This window comes from Treponema phagedenis, assembly GCF_008153345.1.
In the GTDB taxonomy this organism is placed as follows: domain Bacteria; phylum Spirochaetota; class Spirochaetia; order Treponematales; family Treponemataceae; genus Treponema; species Treponema phagedenis.
In genome coordinates this window covers 638742-657792 of record NZ_CP042818.1, presented here as the reverse complement: position 1 = coordinate 657792, position 19051 = coordinate 638742, and the positions used below count along the sequence as shown (strand labels likewise).

Sequence of the window (19051 nt, the reverse complement as noted above, 5' to 3'; positions counted from 1 at the left end):
ATAATTGCGTCATGCCTTACAAATATTTTTTATGTAAGGTACATCCATTGCACGCGGCACATTCTTCGCGATATCCTCTGTCAGCCGCTCCGGCGAACCGATGCAACCGAAAATTTTTCCGCAAGGACTGCACATTGATTCTATGCCGTTTTCATCTTCGCCGAACAAAGTGGTGAACTGCGTGCATATCTGCCCGCTTTGTACAAACTTGTCCATACCGTTTTTGAATGCAAGCTTTCCGAATCGGGTTGAAAACACGGTAGAGAATTCTTTAGTCTCTGTATTTGCAAGCCAAGGAGAATTATTATTGACAAATTGAATCTTTCTTATTCTGCAAATGTATTTATCGTTATTATTTCTTTGCAAAGAGATTGAAGATTTTCCTGTTACCTTTCCGTATTCAATTAACCCGCTTTGTATCAAACCGGCAAACCCCGCGCCTACTCCGAAGATAAAACCGTTTCGCTCTAAAAGTTTTTCGATAGCTGCCGAGATAAGCGGTTCGGATAAAATGAGCGCGTACAATTTACCTTGCGCATCGGGAACATCCGCCATAATGGCGCCGTTCGGCAAGGCAAGAATATCCGTATCCTGCAATAATGACGCAAAGTCTTTAACACTTTGCGCATACTCGTCAGCCGAGTTTGTTTTAAACACAAAGGAACTCACCCTTGCACCTTCCAACATAAACGCATCCTGTAAATCATATTCACCGAATGAGCCCGGCACTATCGGAATAAGCACTTTCTTATTTTTACTCAAAGTTTTTGTCTGTGCGATTACCTTATTTTGTACCGCAGTAATTTTTTGCGAAGGAATTTCTTCGCTCGGTGTATACACAGAAGAAAGTGTTTTAGTATATGCTAAAATACATTCCGATAAACTGATTGTCTCGTTTGCAATTTTAACAATCGGTTCTTGTAAAGTTTTTGCAACCAACTGATAATCTCGGTTTGCAAGCAGTTGTTCATATTCAGATTCCGCAAGTTCAAGCAGAATTGAGCCGTATGAAAAATCAAAAAGCTTTTCGCATTCGGTCAGCACTTCAAAGCCGATTTCATTTCCAAAACTCATTTCAAGTACTGCATGAATGAGTCCGGAGCTTGTCAGCACGGAAGACGAACGGATCTTTCCGTTTTGCGCAAGCTGTTGCACAAGACTAAAGTTTTCTTTTAACTTTTCAACATCGGCTATTTTGTCATCGGTAAAATATACGGGCAGCAAGACAACAACTGAATCATGCGCTTTTAATTCGCGTGAAACAACAGTCGACACCGATCCGAGTGCAACCGCAAAACTAAAGAGCCCCGGCGGAACGGAGAGGTCTTCAAAGCTTCCGCTCATGCTGTCCTTTCCGCCGATGCTTGCAAGATCAAAGTCCCGCATTGCCTTATACGCCCCTAACAAAGCCGCTAAAGGTTTTCCCCATTGTTCAGATGAGCCGAGCCGCTCAAAGTATTCCTGAAAACTAAAATGTATTTTTTGATATTCACCGCCCATCGCAACAATACGCGCAATAGAATCAAGCACCGCATAATAGCCGCCGTGAAAAGGACTCTGTGATGAAAGCTCGGGATCGTATCCGCAAGCCATCAATGAACATGTATCCGTTTTTCCTTGCGGCACGGGAAGTTTTGCAGCCATACCGAGCTGCGGTGTTCTTTGGTGTATACCGCCGAAGGGCATTAACACGGTGCCGCGTCCAAGAGTGGAATCAAACTGTTCCGCCATCGCCTGCTGCGAGCAGGATGAGATATCCGAAAGGCATTGCAGGATCGCGGCTTTAACCGGCAGAGTGTTTTTATTGCAAGAAAAATAATTGCATGCTTCAGGTTGCGTAATAACTGCGGCGGTAGTTTTTTTTGCGCCGTTTGAATTTAACAACTCTCTTTTTAAATCAATAATCAATGCATCATGATAATACATTTTTATACTGTTATGTGAACGCACCTTTGCGATAAGCGTTGCGGGAACATCTTCTTCCGCAGCAAGGCTAAGAAATGTTTCCAAATCTTTTTGTGCAATCACTACTGCCATTCGCTCCTGCGATTCTGAAAGTGCAATTTCTCCACCATGCATACCGCCGTACTTTACCGGCACTTTGTCAAGGTAAATATCTAAACCGTCGGCAAGTTCGCCTACCGCAACCGCAACGCCGCCAGCACCGAAGTCATTGCATTTTTTAATAAGCTTACTTGCATCGGAGCGGCGGAAGAGTCTGATTATTTTCCGTTCGATAAGCGGATTTCCTTTTTGCACTTCGGCGCCTGCTTTTTGCAAACTCTGCGCAGTCTGCTCTTTTGATGAACCTACCGCTGCACCAATTCCGTCGCGGCCTGTTTTACCACCGAGCAGTAAAACCAGATCTCCTTCTACCGGATTCTCGCGCACAACATTTTCCCGCGGAGCCGCCGCAACAAGGGCGCCCAGCTCAAGGCGCTTTGCTTCGTAGCCGGGGTGATACACTTCCCGCGCATAGCCCGCGGTCATGCCGATTTGATTGCTGTAATCGCTATTGCCCTGCAAGGCTGTCAAACAAATCTTCCGCTGAGAAAGTTTATTTTTTCTTGTTTGTTCATAGGGGGTGCGCGGATCTGCGGCACCGCTGATGCGCATCGCCTGATACACAATACTTCTGCCTGAAAGCGGATCCCGAATACCGCCGCCTATACACGTAGATGCGCCGCCATACGGTTCGATTTCCGTCGGATGATTATGCGTTTCGTTTTTAAAATATAAAATCCATTTTTCCGGTTTATTATTTACCGTTATGTCGATAAAAACACTTGCGGCGTTTACCTCATCGGAAACTTCCACTTCGTCAAGCGTGCCTTCCGCACGTTTCTTTTTCATATTGATGGTTGCAATATCCATCAAACAAACAGATTTATGCGCGCTTACCTTTTTTTTATCTGCAAGGTATTGCTGCAAACAAGATTCAAAAAGTTTTTTGTATGTGCCTTCGTGTATTTGTATTGAAGAAAGCTCGGTTAAAAAAGTTGTATGCCTGCAATGGTCTGACCAATAGGTATCAATCATTTTTAATTCGCTCATATTCGGATTTCTGTTTTCTTTTTTAAAATAATCTTGGCATAACAGTAAATCATCCATATCCATTGAAAACAGCGGCAAAAGTTTTTGTAAATCATTTTTATCAAAAGAGATAAAACCTTTCACCGGCTCAAGCTCTTCTAAAGTTGAATCGGATAAAACCGCAAAACCGGCATCAAGCGGAATTTCTTTCATTTCAACCGAGTTAATGTAATAGCTTTTTAGTTTTATAATTTCAGAATCCGATAAGCCGGACAAGCTTACAATTTTTGTATGGCGTATTGTACACGCAATACCGAGAGAAAATTCCGCAAGTTGATTCAGCATGTCTTCCCGCTGGTTGTACTGCCCTTCATGAAATTGTACGCGAAAAGCTGTTTCGTAATTTTTCAGTGCACGTAAATCCTCATAAAGAATTGTATCGTTTTGATTAAACAGTGTTTTAATTGCAGCAAAGTTTTTCTCATCCTCAACTTGGATGTGATAATGCTGAAAGACTTTTACTTTTTGCACACCGTTGCATTGCAAAAAATTTTTTATCTCTCTATAAAGATTTTTAGATTCTTCATCAAACTCATCAATAATTTCTGTTACGAGTATAAACTCTTTCATTTAATTTCCCTTCTTATTTAAAAAAATCACTCGGCTAAAATATACTGCGAAAGTTTTTTTGGCTCCACATAAACGCCGTCTTTATAGACGCGCATATTTCCGCCGGACACTTCATCGATGAGTAAAAACTCACCGGTGCTTTTTGCTTTTCCAAACTCAAGCTTAATATCATATAAGCTCAAACCTTTTTCCGCTAAAATATTTTTAATCAGAACAGAGATTTTTTTTGTTGCCTCCGCCATGCGCTCATATTCTTTTTTTGTGATAATGCCTAATTGCTCAAGCGCATCGGAGGTGATAAGCGGGTCGCCGCGCTCGTCATCTTTTAACGTGCATTCCACATACGCATCAAGGGCTTGTCCCTCCTTTGCGTATAATCCGTAACGGCGAATAAAACTGCCGACCGCCTTAAAGCGGCAAATCATTTCCAAACCTTTACCGTATGCTTCAGCCGGAATAACTTCCATCTGCGCAGCTTCTATATTTGAAGAAATAAAATGTGTGGGGAATCCTGCGTTGTTAATTTGTTGAAAGAAAAAAGTACTGACGCGTAAGTCTTCTTTACCGATACCTTCGATCGTCAATGCTACTTGATTTGCACCCGGGTCAAAAACTCCGTCAGTGCCGGTTACGTCATCTTTGAATTGTAAAAGATAGTTTCCGTTTTCCAATGAAAAAACATTTTTAGTTTTGCCTGTGTACACTAATTGCATACGAGTTACCTCCGAGAAATTCTATGCCCGCAAGAGTAGGTTCTAAGCGAAACCTACCCCCTGGGCTTTTTTCCCTAAGGTGTCATATTCAGTAAAGAATACTCGTACCGCTTGGACCAGACAAGGCTTCAGCCTTCGGAACCCTAGGTACACTTTCGCCGGTCATACAAGGTCGCACCTCAATTTCCGAGCACGGGTTCAGTGTGTGCAAATTCAAAAAAAATGTCAAGTAGGGCCGAACCGATTGTCAGGACGTACGCATGAAAAATAAAATTGCAATTTTTTGGACGCCACGATTTACACGGAACTTGTAAAAAATTTTATCAAAAAGAGTCCGACACGGCGCAACGGTGTTATTTTGCCATTCGTATCAAAATACCACCCATAAGTCTTAAAAGCACTTGGAAAAAGTTTGTGCTTTTAAAACATCGTTTCTGTTTAGAACCGGTGCACATTCAGAGACAGTTCTGGTTATTATTTTTCTCTCCCTCTGCGGTTGTTCTTTCAAGTATACACCCGAGAGAATATAAAAAAATCTTCTTGTAAAAAAAAAATAAAAATGATATAATTCAGTCTTATTTAGATGAGGCAAATCCAATGATAAAAGATTTTATTTCATATGACAATATCAGAAACAACGGTTTTAAACTGGCACAGCAAATTATCGGCGATAAATTTATTCCGAATGTAATTTATGTTTCGCTGCGAGGCGGTGCATATTTAGGGAATGTAATAAGTGAATATTTTAAGGTTGCATTCCGCGGAAAGCAACCTATTTTATATGCTGCCGTCGTGGTGCGCTTTTATTCAAATGTGCAGGTACAGGATAAAATCAGTATTGACGGCTGGACCTTACCGCCTGAAAATTTACGCAAAGGAACAAAGATTCTTTTAGTTGATGATATCTTTGATTCGGGGATAACAATAAACTACCTTGTTGACACCTTAATTGAAAAAGGAATCCCGCGCAGAGATATAAAAATTGCCGTTCATGATTATAAAATCTTTCATTATAAAAAGCCCGAGCCCATTCAACCGGATTATTGGTGCAGAAAACATGATATTCATTCCGAAGCCGATGATCTATGGATTCACTATATGAGCCATGAACTTATGGGCTTAAGCGAAGAGGAACTTGAAAAACACTATTATGCAAAAAACCCCGAACTGCGCGATGTATTTAAACCTTTACAAGGATTGTTTTAAAACGTTTGCATAGGTTTTGTTAATTATATGAACCTGCAGATCGACTTCCCCGATGTAGTTTGCGCAACAGTATTAAGAACTTAAGTTAATCCGTCCTCTAAAACTTCGGGCGAGAGTGAGTCTGTCCGTGTATTCGAGGTCGCCGCCGACGGGAAGTCCAGAGGCAAGGCGGCTGACAGTTAATGAAAAATCCTGCAGTATTTTTTGTAAATAGAGGGCGGTGGTGTCTCCCTCAATTGTCGGGTTTGTTGCCAGAATAATTTCTTTTATATTTCCCTGCTGAATACGTTTTATTAATTCGCCTATTCTTAATTGATCGGGACCGACTCCTTCAAGCGGTGCGATGACACCGCCAAGCACATGGAAAAGCCCATTGTATTCCGCTACCGCCGCAACTGTTTCTACATCCTGTGGTTGCTCGACAACACAAATGGTAGAAGTATCCCGCAAAGGATCTGCACAAATAAGACAGAGGTCTTGATCGGTAAAAGCACCGCAAACGGAGCATGGATGAATTTTTTCATGGAGCATTAAGATACTTTTCGCAAGTGCTTGTGCTTCTGTCGGACTTCTTTTGAGTAAATGATAGGCAAGCCGCATTGCAGATTTCTTGCCTATTCCGGGAAGGCGGGAAAAGTTATCGATAAGATCATCAAGTGCATTCATTAAAACGGAAGCCCTCCTATGCCTGCCATTGAAGCTAAGGGACCGAGCTTTTCTTTCATAGCCTCCTTTAATTTTTCTATCGCATCGGCATGTGCGGAGCGGATAAGATCTTGCAACATAGGAACATCTCTATTGTCAACTGCAATCGGGTCAAGCAGTATTTCAAGGAGGGTGAAATTTCCGTCAAGTTTTACTTTTACAAGTCCGCCCCCCGAAGCTCCTTCAACGGTTATTTGTTTTAATTCGCTTTGAAGGTTTTCAAGCTGTTCTTGAATGTTTTTTGCGTTTTTCATAATTTCAAAGGGATTTAAATTCATTCTTCTTCCTCCATTTTTACGGATTTACTTACAGTCGGTTTTTGTTGTATTTTTAACACTTTTCCTTTTAAAAGTTTTTTAATCATCAGCACCTGCGTCGGAAGTTCGTCTTCCGCTTGAACAGGTTTTTCCTGTTTTTCGGATAAAAGTTTTATTTGAAAACTAACCTTTTGGTTTAGCAACTCTGAAGCCTTATCACTAAGCAAGCGTTTGTTTTTGTTAAGCATGGAAATTTCATAGCCTGTTTTAACAAATATCGTTATAACGCTGTCTTCGCTTTCCCAGTCATCCGAGCCGGCTAAAGCAGCGGAAAGCATTCCTTGCTCTGTTTGAAATCGGTCAACAAGAGTGTCTTTTAGTACCTCGCAGTCAATTGTGCGGGCGAGGTTGTCTGATTCTTGTAGAGCAGCGGTTTGCAGCCGTGCATCGGAAAAAACGTTTGTATCTTCTTCCGTAAAAGAATTTCGAACAGACTGAACACCGCCCGCATTACGAAAAGGGGAGCTATCCCTACCTTGCGCCGCCCCGGAGCTCTGTATGCTGCTATTATGAGGTTCGACGGTTTGCTGGTGGGAAAATCCCGCGGGGCTTTTTTTCTGCGGTAAAGTTGCGGATGCCGCTTCGCCTTTAAGCATTTGCGCCGCCTTTTCAAAAGCCTGTTTCAGCTGCACCGGAGAAACATAATCACTGAGCCATGAAAGCCGAGAAACGGCAAGTTCAAGTTCATACCGCGGGTCAACAGAAAAACGGATGTCTTTAAAAAGTTCCAACATAAGCGAAAGCCCGCGCTCAATTTGCAAAACCGACCAACCGTTTACAATCGCAGCGGGGAATCTGTCTGCACGCTGCCCAATTAAAGCTTCTTTTGTAATGCCTTGTTTAATAAACAGGAGGCTTCTGAAATAATGCACCGAGTCGACAACAAATTGTTCAACGGAAATGCCGTTTTGAAGAATTTCATCTAACAATAACAGCGCTGTATTACTATTTTTTTCTACACAGGCGGTTAATAATTTTCCGATAGAATCAACACCGGTAAGACCGAGTTTTTCCTGTATTTTTTCAAAGGTGATATGCCCGTCTGAAAAAGCAACTATTTGATCGAAAAGGGTATAAGCATCACGGACGCTTCCCGTTGCCTCATTCGCAATCCAGTATAGTGCTTCATCATCCGCCTGAATGCCGGATTCCATCGCCGCCTGCGCTAAGGCTTCTTTCAGTTGCTCAACACTGACCAGTTTAAAATTAAACTGCTGACAGCGGCTTTTAATTGTTGCTGGCACTTTGTGCAACTCCGTGGTTGCAAAAATAAAAATAACATAGGGCGGCGGTTCTTCAATTGTTTTAAGCAAGGCATTAAAGGCGCTGGTGGAAAGCATGTGTACTTCGTCAATAATATAAATTTTATATCTGCTTGCATTCGGCGGAAATAAAATTTCATCTTTTATTTGGCGCATATCGTTTACGCTGGTATTTGATGCGCCGTCAATTTCAATTACGTCAAGGCTTGACCCTGCGGTAATTTCCGTGCATGCCGTACAGGTTCCGCAAGGGGTCGGCGCAGGGCCTGATTCACAATTGAGCGCTTTTGCAAGAATACGCGCCGAACTCGTCTTTCCACAACCTCTCGGACCGGAAAATAAATACGCATGTGCAATTTTTCCCGCTTGAATGGATTTCTGCAAAGTTGCGGCTACAAAATCCTGTCCAAGCAAGTCCTCAAACCGCTGCGGTCTTCGGCGCGTCGCAGTTACTTGGTATGTCATAAACGGGATTATAACACAAAGTGGTATAAAATAAAAGCGGAAACAGAAACCTCTCGAGATATACAATGCGAAAATTTTTGAATTGCTACTGTGCAAAGGTTGTCTAAGTCCTTAATTGCCGTAAAGAAAAAAGCTTTTCCTATGGTAAGTTTACTCACCGTTGCGGCGTGTCGGACTCGTTTTAATAAAAGAGAGAAAATAGAGCGGAGCAAAGTTTTGATTTTTTTTGGTTCATTTCAGTTTTGTGTTCCGTTGTTTTTAAGATTTTCAGTGGCTGTCTTGTCTTTCTTTTTAAATCGGAAGTCTTTGCGTATTTTTTGTAAAATCTCTTGCATGATGTATTTTCCGCCGGAAAAAGTATAGTGCATGCCGTCGGTATTCATCAGCTGAATTTTATTTCCCGAAGGCGTTTGAAACATGTCCATATAAAGTGCATTTTTTCCCGGTGCAATAGCGGTTAATGAAATACATTCAACCTTTTGTTTGTCGTACTCTTTTACAACCTCTTGCTGCATTTTTTCAATATAGTGAAGTGTTTTGTCATACTCTTTGTTTCTTACTTTGGGCATGCCGAGAAGGTATACTTTCGGAACGTACGTGAGCAAAACATCAAGATGATTTTTAATTCTTTTTTTATATCTTTTTTCCCACTCCGCCGTGCCGGGCTCGTAGGGTTTTCCGTAAAGGTAAAAACTCTGGTTATCGTTCATTCCCAAAATTACAATTGCGGCACCGTAAGCGGTTTTGTTTTTTTGAGCGGCAAAAAGTGTTTCAAGCTTTTTAGGCCAGTTATAATAATCGGTTCTGATAAATCCGGAGGATAGCACGGAGATTTCATCTATTCGTATATCGGAATCGGTGCCGAGAATTCGTAGTGCGCCTCCGGCAAGATACCGCATTTGCGAATCTCCGATCATGAGAATTCTTAAAGGATGAGATGCGGAAAATTCGTCCGCGCCGGTGTCCGCGGTTTCGGTATTCGGTGAAAAATTGCGAACAATATGCGGACTAAGCTTTGCCGGTTTTTGTATTTTCGGAGTTTGTTTTTGCTGCGGAGTTTGTTTTAGGGTAAGTTCTTTTTTTTGTTGTTGCTGTTTTTTGCCGGACTCTTTTTTGGGGGGAGATTCTTGTTTTTTCTCTTTTATGGTTATGGGTTCTTTTTCCTGTTTCGGTTTTATTTCGGGTTCTTCTTTTTGCAATGGCGGAGTTTCTTTCTCCGCAGGTTCAGCTGGTATGGTTTCTTTTTGGGGTCCGGCCGGTATAACGGCATCCTGTTTTGCAAATGATTTTATTTTTTCGGCAGTGGGAATTTCACTGTCGCTTTTAGTTTGTCCCTTTTTATCCTCACTGTCTGTATGTTTTTCAGCATTGCTTACGCTGTCTGCGTGCGAGTTTTGCGGATTGTCATAAAAAAAATCTTCTTCCCACTGCGGAGCTTTTTCCAATTCGGTTAACCGAAGAAAAAAACGCCGAGTAACAGGCAGAATGTCGGCAGTATGCAATCGCCGGGAAAGATCGGCAAGGGGTTCTACCAATGCAAGGTAAAATCTTTGCACATAATTATTTTCGATTTGGAGTGCGGGACGTTTTATTTTATCGCCGATTAAAAGGCTGAAAAGAAAAATCGTAAGCAAAGTGAAAAGCAGCACTTTATTTGCCGTATACTGTGATTTATCTTTTATAAAAATGAGAATGAGAATATTTTTAATTTTTTTATATAAAAGGGCAAGTCGCTTCATATCTATCTCTAAAAATTAAAATAAATAAAGGGGGCGATTCCTGACATTGATACGGTTGATAAACCGAGCAGTACTGCCGTTGCACATAGGATTTTTACAATAAGCGGGAGCCTGCTATATACACCAAACATATTTTTTCGCAAAGAAGGAGACGGTAGTTGTATGGCAAGCGAAAAAAATAAAATAATAACTGTAAGCGGGCGTATCAACAAAAAAGGTTTGGTAATATTTTTTAACGAAAAAAAGTATAGTTGAAGTTCAGAAAGAGAGGGGGAACGAAAAATAAGCCAACTTATATTCACAAAGATAAAAACTAAAATAATGCGCAGTGTGCTATGCTTTGAACTGTGCGTTGTTACCCCCATTGTAGCGACTTCATCCCTCTTTGCGCTTTGTTTTGGATATATAAAATACTCAAAACAAAGTGCAAGTCCCTGTAAACTTCCCCAGAGTAAAAAACAAAAAGAAGCTCCATGCCAGATTCCCGCAACAAGCATGGTAATAAAAAGCGCAGAAAGAGTGCGTAAGGTTCCGTACCGAGAACCGCCCAAGGCAAAATAAAGGTATTCTCGTAACCATGAAGAAAAAGATATATGCCAACGCCGCCAAAATTCGCTTACCGAATCGGAGATATACGGACGATTAAAATTTTTCGGCGTTTGAAAACCGAACAATAAGGCTATCCCGATTGCCATGTCGCTATAGCCTGAAAAATCACAATAAATAATTGCGGTATACGAAAGGATTCCGAATAAAAGTTCTATCGTATTATACATTCCGGGAGATGCAAAAATTTTATCGGTAACCAGCACCGTCAAAAAACTTGCAAACACTGTTTTTTTTATCAGTCCCGAAAAGATTAATAACGAGGCGCGGTCAAAAGCGATTGGTAAAGCTTTTCGGTCAAAATCTGCGGAAAGGCTTTTGGGTAATTGAGTAAAAAAATACTCCGCTTGCACAATGGGGCCGGAGGAAATCTGCGGAAAAAACGAGGTGTAAAGCAATACTTGCATAAACGGCACCGGTCGCATTTTACAAAGATAAATATCAAAGATATAGCTTAAACACTTAAACGTGTAATATGAAACTCCGAGCGGCATTAAAATTGAGTAATAACGTAAGGATGCCAGAAACGGATAGGCTTCATAAAGTTGCGGGTATTTTTGGTTGAGCAATGCTAAAATCTCATAGAAATATTTAAAAAAACAAAGGAATAAAACATGCACCGTTGTTGCCGCAATCAATACAATTTTCCGGGGCAAATAGTCTTTTTGCGTACCGATAAGAATGCCAAAGTAATACGCCGCAGTCGAGGAAGCAAAGAGCAAAACGCAAAACCGCCAATCCCAAGAAAAAACAAAAAAATATCCGGCAACGGTTAAAAGATAGAGTCTTTGTGTTTTCAGTCGAAATATATACCAATAAAAGAACCAAACAACAGCTAAAAAAAAGGCAAAGGAGAGTGTCGGAAACTGCATACCTTAAGGAATAGTTGCGGGTTTATTTGCCATTTTTCGCTGGATTTCAGCGGCACGTTCGGGCGGCATCAAGGAAAGCCAGTAGGGCACCATTGAATTTTTATTATTCTTTTTTGCCGTTTCATCAACCATAACAAATACGGCAATAATATCCTGATCATCCATATTAAGAAAAATAGGAACCGCATTTTCCGGCCGCATACCGCTTACATAATCGGCTACTTTTTTAATATTTGTATTTCGATCATCAGCTTCGGCAATAAGCATATTATAAGACTTTTCCTTATCCTCAATAGCCTGTAAACGATCATCAAGCTCTTGAGAAATTTGCTCATTCTCTTTTTGCTTTTCTATTATTTCCGCATTTTGCTTATCAAGCTCCTGAGAGCGAACTTCCAAAGCTTCAAGCCTTTTTGCATATCGATCAGCATCGATATCTGCTCGGTCGCTTTGTTTTGAAGTTATCCCGCTCGGTGTTTTCAATCCGAATAAGGCATACACCGGAGAAAAAAGTCCGCGCGCATTCATAATACCCAAATAGTCAAACCATAACATCCCGCCAAGTGCGAGTATAATAATTAACAAAAGTAAAACAATAATTCGTCCGATTGATCCCTTCATGCGGATCCTCCCTTTGCCGTTTTCACTGTATTTTTTATTTATTAGTATTGTACACAAAGAATTTCGGTAAATTTTCAAATAAACTACAGAAAATAAACCTCTAAAAGTATACTCTTTTTAAGGACTCTCTTACAAGTGGGAGCTTCAAGCTTATACATAAAGAATTGAAGTAATACTTTACATGAGTGTTGCTGTTTTAAGCTTCTTCAAAACCGGCTGTATGCGAGCTTTTGTCGGAGCTTAGGCAAAGAAACCTTGAAATTTCCGATGGCAAAAAGCCTCATGCTTTTTATAAAAAAACCGACAATAAAAGAGTGTATGAATAGGTTTTTATCGGCGATATTTTTTTCTCTTTTCTCTTTTTCCTTTATTTTTGCGGCGGATACAGTGTATACCATTCAAAAAGGAGATACGGTGTATGGGTTAAGTAAAAAATATCGGATTCCGCCGTCGGTGCTGATGGCACATAATAATATTTCAGACCCGTCAAAGATTAAAATTGGACAGAAAATTATTATTCCGAATACCTATATTGTGCAAAAAGGTGATACATTATATAGCATTGCGCGCGCTTCCGGTTGCTCCATTGATGAATTGCGAAAGCTGAATGGGCTTAGCGCTCAATCAATAATTCGTCCCGGTGATATATTGATTGTTCAAAAAAACAATTCCTCAAAAACCGTTGTTGCAAGCGCACCGTCAAAAGCTGAAAGCAATAAAAAAAATGAGACCCCTGTTATTCCCCTGCAAGATCCGAGAAATTATACTAATATAAAGATTGATACTTCATTGCTGTGGCCGGTAGAAACTAAAAAAATTTCCTATTTGAACGGCAAGTTATATGGAGTTGTACTGGAAGCAAAAAAAGGAGAACAGGCAAAGGCAATTGCATCGGGAACAGTTGTTTATGGAGGAAATCATCGCGGATACGGACAAGTAGTTTTTATTCAATCAAAAGCAAATTACGTATATGTATATGGCGGGCTTGAAAGCATTGCGGTTTCCGCCGGAGCGCCAATTAAGGTTGGGCAATCCATTGGAACGGTCGGATCGGATGCAATTTCTAAAAAATCATTGCTGTATTTTATGGTTTATAATAAAAACAAACCGATTGACCCCGTCAAAGCCCCACGCGGGATTTGACTCTAAACACTGCTCATTTTTATTTAAAAAACTTTGTATACCTATTTTTAAGCGCACTTTAATAAGCGCTTATTTGAATTACTCATCAAGATAGTTCTGCTTGCTTTTCTTAAACAGCAACGCTGAATATTTACAAGCCGCCGACAGAATCACAGACATTTTTAAACAATATCTAAAACCGAAAATTCAGAATTTTGTTTTAAACTTGCAGGTTTGAAGTTTTATAACCAACACGAAAACAAAGCATTAGCAATTCTTTTTGTGCACTTTAAAATAAGAAAAAGATTTCCACTTTGCATTTTTAATAATAGTTTCTCTGCCCTCAATTAAAACCTCATCCGGAATTCCATTTATAACTTTTCGTAAATGCACACCGATATATGTTTCGATCGTTATTTTAAAAAAGACTTGGAAACAAAAACTAAAAAGGTTATGATTACGTATATTATAAAAGTAAATAATAATTATTGGAAATCTCTAAATGTAAAATGCATCAGAGTTAATAAAAACGACGGAGGAAAAAGAGTATGAACGTTTTGATGATTAATGGCAGTCCGCATAAAACAGGCTGTGTGTATACAGCTCTTGTCGAAATAGGAAAGGCATTGCGAAAAAATAATGTTGACTATGAAATTTTTCATATCGGCACCAAACCGGTTCACGGCTGCATTGCCTGCAATGCCTGTTATAAACTCGGAAAGTGTATATTCGATGATGACCCCGCAAATACAATCCAGCAAAAATTAAAAGAAGCTGACGGATTTATTGTCGGCTCTCCCGTATATTACGCCGGCCCGAACGGAGCATTGTGCACATTGCTTGATCGTATTTTTTATTCCGCAACTGATCCGTCAATTTACCGATTTAAACCCTCCGCCGCTGTCGCAAGCGCACGAAGAGCCGGCACAACAGCCACTATCGATCGGCTGAATAAATATTTTACTATCAGTCGAATGCCGATTGTTTCCTCTAATTATTGGAATGCAGTTCACGGATTTACTCCGGAAGATGTTATGCAAGATGAGGAAGGTTTACAAACTATGCGCACACTCGGCTATAACATGGCATGGATGTTAAAGAGCATAAAAGAAGGCAATCAACCTCTTCCTGAAATTGAGCAAACCGTCCGAACTCATTTTATTAAAAGATAAAATAATTAAAACGTCCTAAAACATTTTCTGATTTTGGATTTTAACTCAACAACTGAAATTTTAGTAAATATAAATCATTCGGGCGTTCCCCTCCGCACGACGTTTTTAGTTTTTGCCAACGCCGTTCGGAGGGGCGGCGTGCTACGGGCTCCGGCTATCGCCTGCGGCTCTTTTTGCGCTATTTTAGGCGCGCAAAAAGGATCCGGCTTCGCGCTTTTGAAAAAGCGCTTCGCCGCCCTCCGCCCGCCTAACGCAATTCTCTATTATGTAAATAGTTTTTACTCTTCTTAATGTCAGTTATTTTTTTCATGCGTACCCCTGTTATAAAGCATTGCTGTCGTTTGCACGTAATAAAAAACTATGTTATACTGCGTTTAAATTTTTAGGAGCTATTTATATGAATTATAAAACGGAGAACAATGTTCCCTATACACAAATACGAAAAAAAACTAAACGCTTTTCTATTCGCAACAAAATCTTGTTAGTGTGCAGTTGTTTGGTTTTTTTAAGCTGTTTTTTTGTCGGTTCGGCTTCTGTTCTTTTAGCACAAAGAATGCTTGCGAACGAAGTGAATGCGCATTTTATCAATCATGCAGCAACCATTGCAAAAGTACTTAACGCACGATTAAATGTACTCATTCAATTCTTAGACGGAATAGGACAAATGCCGCAAATACGCGACAGAAATATATCATTCCCTGAAAAAATGTTGCTATTACGTGAAGAACGCGATGCATATAATCAAAAAACAAAACGAAAAAAATCACAGGCATTACAAAATGATGTAGTGTTACAAAAACTTTGGATTGTGGATGCAGCAGGATACTTTCATTCATATGACGGCTCGCTTTCAGATATGAGAAAACGTGAGTGGTATACAAAAGCTATACCCGGAACAATTTATGTTTCTTCTCCCTATATTTCAATAACAACACAAGAAATGGTTATAACAATTTCTCTCCCTGTGTATGATGGCGAGCAAAAAATAATCGGTGTTATCGCAATGGATGTAGAAGATACCGCCTTATCAAATGAAGTAAAAGATATTCTTGTCGGCAATAAAGGGTATTGCTACGTTGTAGATTCCGACGGTACGATAATTGCGCACAAGGATATAGAAAAAGTTAGCGAAAAGATGAATATCTTTGCTCTTGCCGAATCGGACAACTCTTTTGCATCAGCTGCTTCATTTATTAAACAGGCGATACAATCGGAAACCCCAACCGTTGATGTTTATAAAAAAGAAAATATTTTACAAATTGCATCTTCGGCAAGAATGCATACAGGATGGACGATTGTTGTTACCGCTCCTTACTCGGAGTTTATGGGTGTGCTTGGCAATATGAAACGTACGCTCTTTTTTATTACAGCCGGAATTATCGCTACTGCCTTGCTCGCCATTATACTCATGATGAAAGCAATTATGCATTCCATACAACAGGTAGTTACCACACTACAAAATATTTCGCGCGGGGACGGAGATCTTACTGTAAGTTTACCGCTTATCGGAAATGATGAAATGACGGATTTATCTCAGTACTTTAATGAAACAATTAAAAAGATTCGAGACTCAGTTGATGCGGTAAATAAAAATACGATAACTCTTAAAGAAGTAGGAGTGAAGCTTTCTACAAATATGACGGAAACGGCATCGGCGGTAAATCAAATAAATTCAAATATAAACGGCGTGAAACAACAGACATTAACTCAAGCGGCGAGTGTTGCGGAAACAGCGGCAACCGTTGAAGAAATTGTCAGAACTATTAAGCAGTTAAACGGAAGCATTGAAAGTCAGGCAACAAGCGTTGCAGAATCTGCATCGTCGATAGAACAAATGGTTTCAAATATTGCATCCATTACCCAAATCCTTGAAAAGGCGAATATTGCTATCAAAGAACTTGCATCCGCAACAGCAGACGGAAAAGATACTATTGTAACTTCAAACCATGTGATGCAACAAATAGCGAATGAATCCGGCGGGCTTCTTGAAGCAAGTTCTATTATCCAACATATTGCAAGTCAAACCAATCTACTTGCAATGAATGCGGCAATTGAAGCAGCTCATGCGGGCGATTCCGGAAAAGGCTTTGCGGTTGTTGCCGATGAAATCAGAAAGCTTGCCGAAGAATCAAGCACACAAGGAAAAAACATCACAACAACATTAAAAACACTTTCCGGAGAAATTGAAACCTTATCTATTTCTTCTCAAACAGTAAAAGATAAGTTTAATGCAATTTTCGAATTATCCGGACAGGTAAAAGACACAAGCAATCGACTGATGGAAGCTATGCAGGAACAAAAGCAGAGCGGAATTGAAGTGCTAAGTGCAATTAAAGAAATTAACAATGTTACCGTACAAGTTAAAAACGGTTCTGCAGAAATGCTTACGGGAGGAGAAAGTGTCGCACTGGAAATGCAAAAACTTGATGAACTTACTCGTCTTATTACCGACAGTATGGATGAAATGGCATCGGGCGCAATTCAAATAAATAACGCGGTACAGGAAGTAAACGAAATCACACAAAAAAACAAAGAGAGTATTGAAAAATTGGCAAATGAGGTTAAGAAATTTAAAGTATAAAGCGTATACCGAAAATTATTTAGGTTTAAAGAACATTAGATCAATACAATCATACTGGCTTTTATACAAATAAAATTTATACTCGGACATTTTTAAAAACTTGATTAGCTTTTAGAGATGTCCGACAAACCTTTCTCTGAAGTTTTGATTATGGTGGGTTCAAAAAAAATATCATAAAAGATAAGCTGAAAAAACACCTCAAATATCATAGAAAAACTAACATCTTAATTAAATAAAGATAGCACCCAGGACAAGAGCTAAGAAGATTTTTATTCTTTCCTTTGCAGTAAAAATAATCTTTTTTTTAAGTGTTTCGTGAAGAATTAGATTGATAATGCTTGTGCTAAACTGCCGAACGGGTCTAAACTCATTGCGTAGCGCTTAGCTTTCACCTGAATATTTTTGCCGTGGATATGTTCTACCCGTTTAAGAATTGCAAGTGCCCATTTGCGAATAATGTTTTGGTTCGTTGCGGCATTCTTGTCTATCGTGGTGTTCGCATCTTCTTTGAACGTAACATCCAAATGCCAATGCATACTTTCTATCGCCCAATGCCCGCGCACCGCTTTCATAAATAAGTCGATATGAGTAGCCAAAGAACTGATGTAATACCGCCGTTCGATGGTCGTTTTCTCTCCTTTTGTGATAACGGTTTCTACCATGCCGATACTTTTTATGCCTTCCCACTTGCTCTTATTTGAAAGCCATGCAATGTCATCAGTTATATAAAAGTTTCTTGTTTCAAATTGTCCGTGTGCTTTTTCAGATGTACTTCGGTAATTTTCGCACGCTGTAAGGTTTTCTCTTATTTCGTCAATACGAAAATAGTCAGAAATATCATCGTAGAGCGTTTTTTGATTCTCCTTTACCGCAAGAACATAATCAGCTTTGCACTCTTTTTTTATCATTTTTGCAATGTTCATTTGTGTTCCGATGGGCCATAACACGGCGGATGGTGTCATGTGTCGGGATGCCGTTTTCAAGTGCAATATATTGTTTAAAAAACTGTTCATTTTTTTGTGCAAACATTTCTATTTCAGTCCATTCATCGGCATTTGCGATTGTTGCAACGAGAGCGATAAAAATGATATCGGATAGTGTATGTTTTACTTTTCATTGTTGGCGGGTATCTGCCAACTCTTCAATAACAGTGATTTTTTATAAAATATTTTTTGGACTTTGTATCGCCTGATTATCCGCCGTACATGAGAAGAGTTTTCTCAGCTCTTGTCGTGAAGTCATGGTTTGTCCTCTATTCATTTTTTCACTTTTTAATTATACTGTTGCGCATGGAAAACACAGTTATGCAAATGGAAACACCGATTGTTTCTCCTAAGAAAAAGAATTTCTTGCCGGTTATTTCCGGACTCTTTGTCGGTATTTTGTTGTTATCAAATATTTTGGCATCAAAAATGGTGCAGCTCGGTCCCTTTGTGTTTGACGGGGGAACGCTTCTTTTTCCTTTTTCGTATATTTTCGGCGATGTGCTTGCCGAGGTGTACGGCTACAAGGATTCGCGGAAAGTGATTTGGACGGGCTTTATTATGTTGGTTTTTATGTCGGCAAATATTTGGCTTGTCAGTGTGCTGCCTGCGGAACAGGAGTGGACGTTTCAAAAGGATTTTGAAAACATTCTATTGCAAATGCCGCGTATTATGCTCGGCAGTGCCTTCGGGTATTTTATCGGAGAGTATTCAAATTCCGTTGTGCTTTCAAAAATGAAAGTAGCTACACGGGGCAGACACCTTTGGGCGCGCACTATCGGATCAACGCTTGTCGGAGAACTTTTGGACAGCGTAATTTTTGTTACTATCGCTTTTGCCGGCGTGTACAGTTTTACCGTCCTTGCAATTATGGCTTTTTCAAACTATATATTTAAGACAGCCATCGAAGTGGTTTTTACCCCGATTACCTATAAGGTTATTGATTTTGTAAAAAAACACGAGGATCTTGATGTCTACGATTATGACGTAAGTTACAGCCCTTTCCCGGGCAGGTAACTTGAGC

14 protein-coding genes and 1 pseudogene are annotated in these 19051 nt (G+C 39.9%); 5 read left to right on the top strand and 10 right to left on the bottom strand.

From position 1 onward, the window contains the following. Nucleotides 1-9 precede the first annotated feature (9 nt). Together FUT79_RS02875 and FUT79_RS02870 are read right to left on the bottom strand one after the other, a co-directional pair. A complete protein-coding gene (locus FUT79_RS02875) occupies nucleotides 10-3663 on the bottom strand; it encodes a phosphoribosylformylglycinamidine synthase (protein ID WP_148889231.1) in 3654 nt (1217 codons plus the stop codon). A gap of 26 nt (nucleotides 3664-3689) precedes the next feature. Beyond that, complete coding sequence (locus FUT79_RS02870; RefSeq protein WP_002696759.1) at nucleotides 3690-4376, bottom strand: phosphoribosylaminoimidazolesuccinocarboxamide synthase; 687 nt, start codon at nucleotides 4374-4376, stop codon at nucleotides 3690-3692. A gap of 597 nt (nucleotides 4377-4973) precedes the next feature. On the opposite strand from FUT79_RS02870, the gene FUT79_RS02865 reads away from it, so the two are divergent. Further along, entirely contained in the window at nucleotides 4974-5582 is a 609-nt protein-coding gene (locus FUT79_RS02865) for a phosphoribosyltransferase (protein WP_024752123.1), read from the top strand. A 72-nt stretch (nucleotides 5583-5654) separates the two neighbouring features. Here FUT79_RS02865 and recR read toward each other — a convergent pair whose 3' ends face one another. The 6 genes from recR to FUT79_RS02835 all read right to left on the bottom strand — a co-directional run bounded on the left by recR (nucleotide 5655) and on the right by FUT79_RS02835 (nucleotide 12169). Continuing rightward, nucleotides 5655-6248, bottom strand: a complete 594-nt coding sequence (gene recR, locus FUT79_RS02860; RefSeq protein WP_002696753.1) for a recombination mediator RecR — start codon at nucleotides 6246-6248, stop codon at nucleotides 5655-5657. Further along, nucleotides 6248-6565, bottom strand: coding sequence for a YbaB/EbfC family nucleoid-associated protein (locus tag FUT79_RS02855; protein WP_002696752.1), 318 nt, complete (start codon nucleotides 6563-6565; stop codon nucleotides 6248-6250). The genes recR and FUT79_RS02855 overlap by 1 nt, the downstream gene beginning before the upstream one ends. Beyond that, nucleotides 6562-8331, bottom strand: a complete 1770-nt coding sequence (gene dnaX / locus FUT79_RS02850; protein WP_044634694.1) for a DNA polymerase III subunit gamma/tau — start codon at nucleotides 8329-8331, stop codon at nucleotides 6562-6564. Before dnaX ends, FUT79_RS02855 begins: the two co-directional genes overlap by 4 nt. 236 nt (nucleotides 8332-8567) lie before the next feature. Continuing rightward, on the bottom strand, nucleotides 8568-10070 hold the full coding sequence (locus FUT79_RS02845; protein WP_024752121.1) for an SGNH/GDSL hydrolase family protein: 1503 nt from the start codon (nucleotides 10068-10070) through the stop codon (nucleotides 8568-8570). Between the two features lie 8 nt (nucleotides 10071-10078). Next, nucleotides 10079-11548 (bottom strand): MBOAT family O-acyltransferase, encoded by a 1470-nt coding sequence (locus FUT79_RS02840; RefSeq protein WP_148889230.1) that lies wholly within the window; start codon nucleotides 11546-11548, stop codon nucleotides 10079-10081. 3 nt (nucleotides 11549-11551) lie between these two features. After that, the gene (locus tag FUT79_RS02835) at nucleotides 11552-12169 is read right to left on the bottom strand and encodes a periplasmic-type flagellar collar protein FlbB (RefSeq protein WP_044634692.1); all 618 of its coding nucleotides are present in this window, start codon (nucleotides 12167-12169) and stop codon (nucleotides 11552-11554) included. Between the two features lie 255 nt (nucleotides 12170-12424). On the opposite strand from FUT79_RS02835, the gene FUT79_RS02830 reads away from it, so the two are divergent. From FUT79_RS02830 to FUT79_RS02820, 3 genes are all read left to right on the top strand, one after another. Next, on the top strand, nucleotides 12425-13312 hold the full coding sequence (locus FUT79_RS02830; protein WP_244951124.1) for a LysM peptidoglycan-binding domain-containing protein: 888 nt from the start codon (nucleotides 12425-12427) through the stop codon (nucleotides 13310-13312). Between the two features lie 527 nt (nucleotides 13313-13839). Further along, nucleotides 13840-14463 (top strand): flavodoxin family protein, encoded by a 624-nt coding sequence (locus FUT79_RS02825; protein WP_002696734.1) that lies wholly within the window; start codon nucleotides 13840-13842, stop codon nucleotides 14461-14463. 397 nt (nucleotides 14464-14860) lie between these two features. Further along, nucleotides 14861-17044, top strand: a complete 2184-nt coding sequence (locus FUT79_RS02820) for a methyl-accepting chemotaxis protein (protein ID WP_187426850.1) — start codon at nucleotides 14861-14863, stop codon at nucleotides 17042-17044. 323 nt (nucleotides 17045-17367) lie between these two features. Here FUT79_RS02820 and FUT79_RS02815 read toward each other — a convergent pair whose 3' ends face one another. Beyond that, complete coding sequence (locus FUT79_RS02815) at nucleotides 17368-17967, bottom strand: ISAs1 family transposase (RefSeq protein ID WP_215905134.1); 600 nt, start codon at nucleotides 17965-17967, stop codon at nucleotides 17368-17370. Then, a pseudogene (locus FUT79_RS15870) lies at nucleotides 17927-18145 on the bottom strand (transposase family protein); the annotation flags it as partial. The pseudogene FUT79_RS15870 and the gene FUT79_RS02815, both read right to left, overlap by 41 nt. Nucleotides 18146-18333: 188 nt before the next feature. Here FUT79_RS15870 and FUT79_RS02810 point away from each other — a divergent pair. Continuing rightward, nucleotides 18334-19044 (top strand): queuosine precursor transporter, encoded by a 711-nt coding sequence (locus tag FUT79_RS02810; protein ID WP_024752114.1) that lies wholly within the window; start codon nucleotides 18334-18336, stop codon nucleotides 19042-19044. Nucleotides 19045-19051 lie beyond the last annotated feature (7 nt).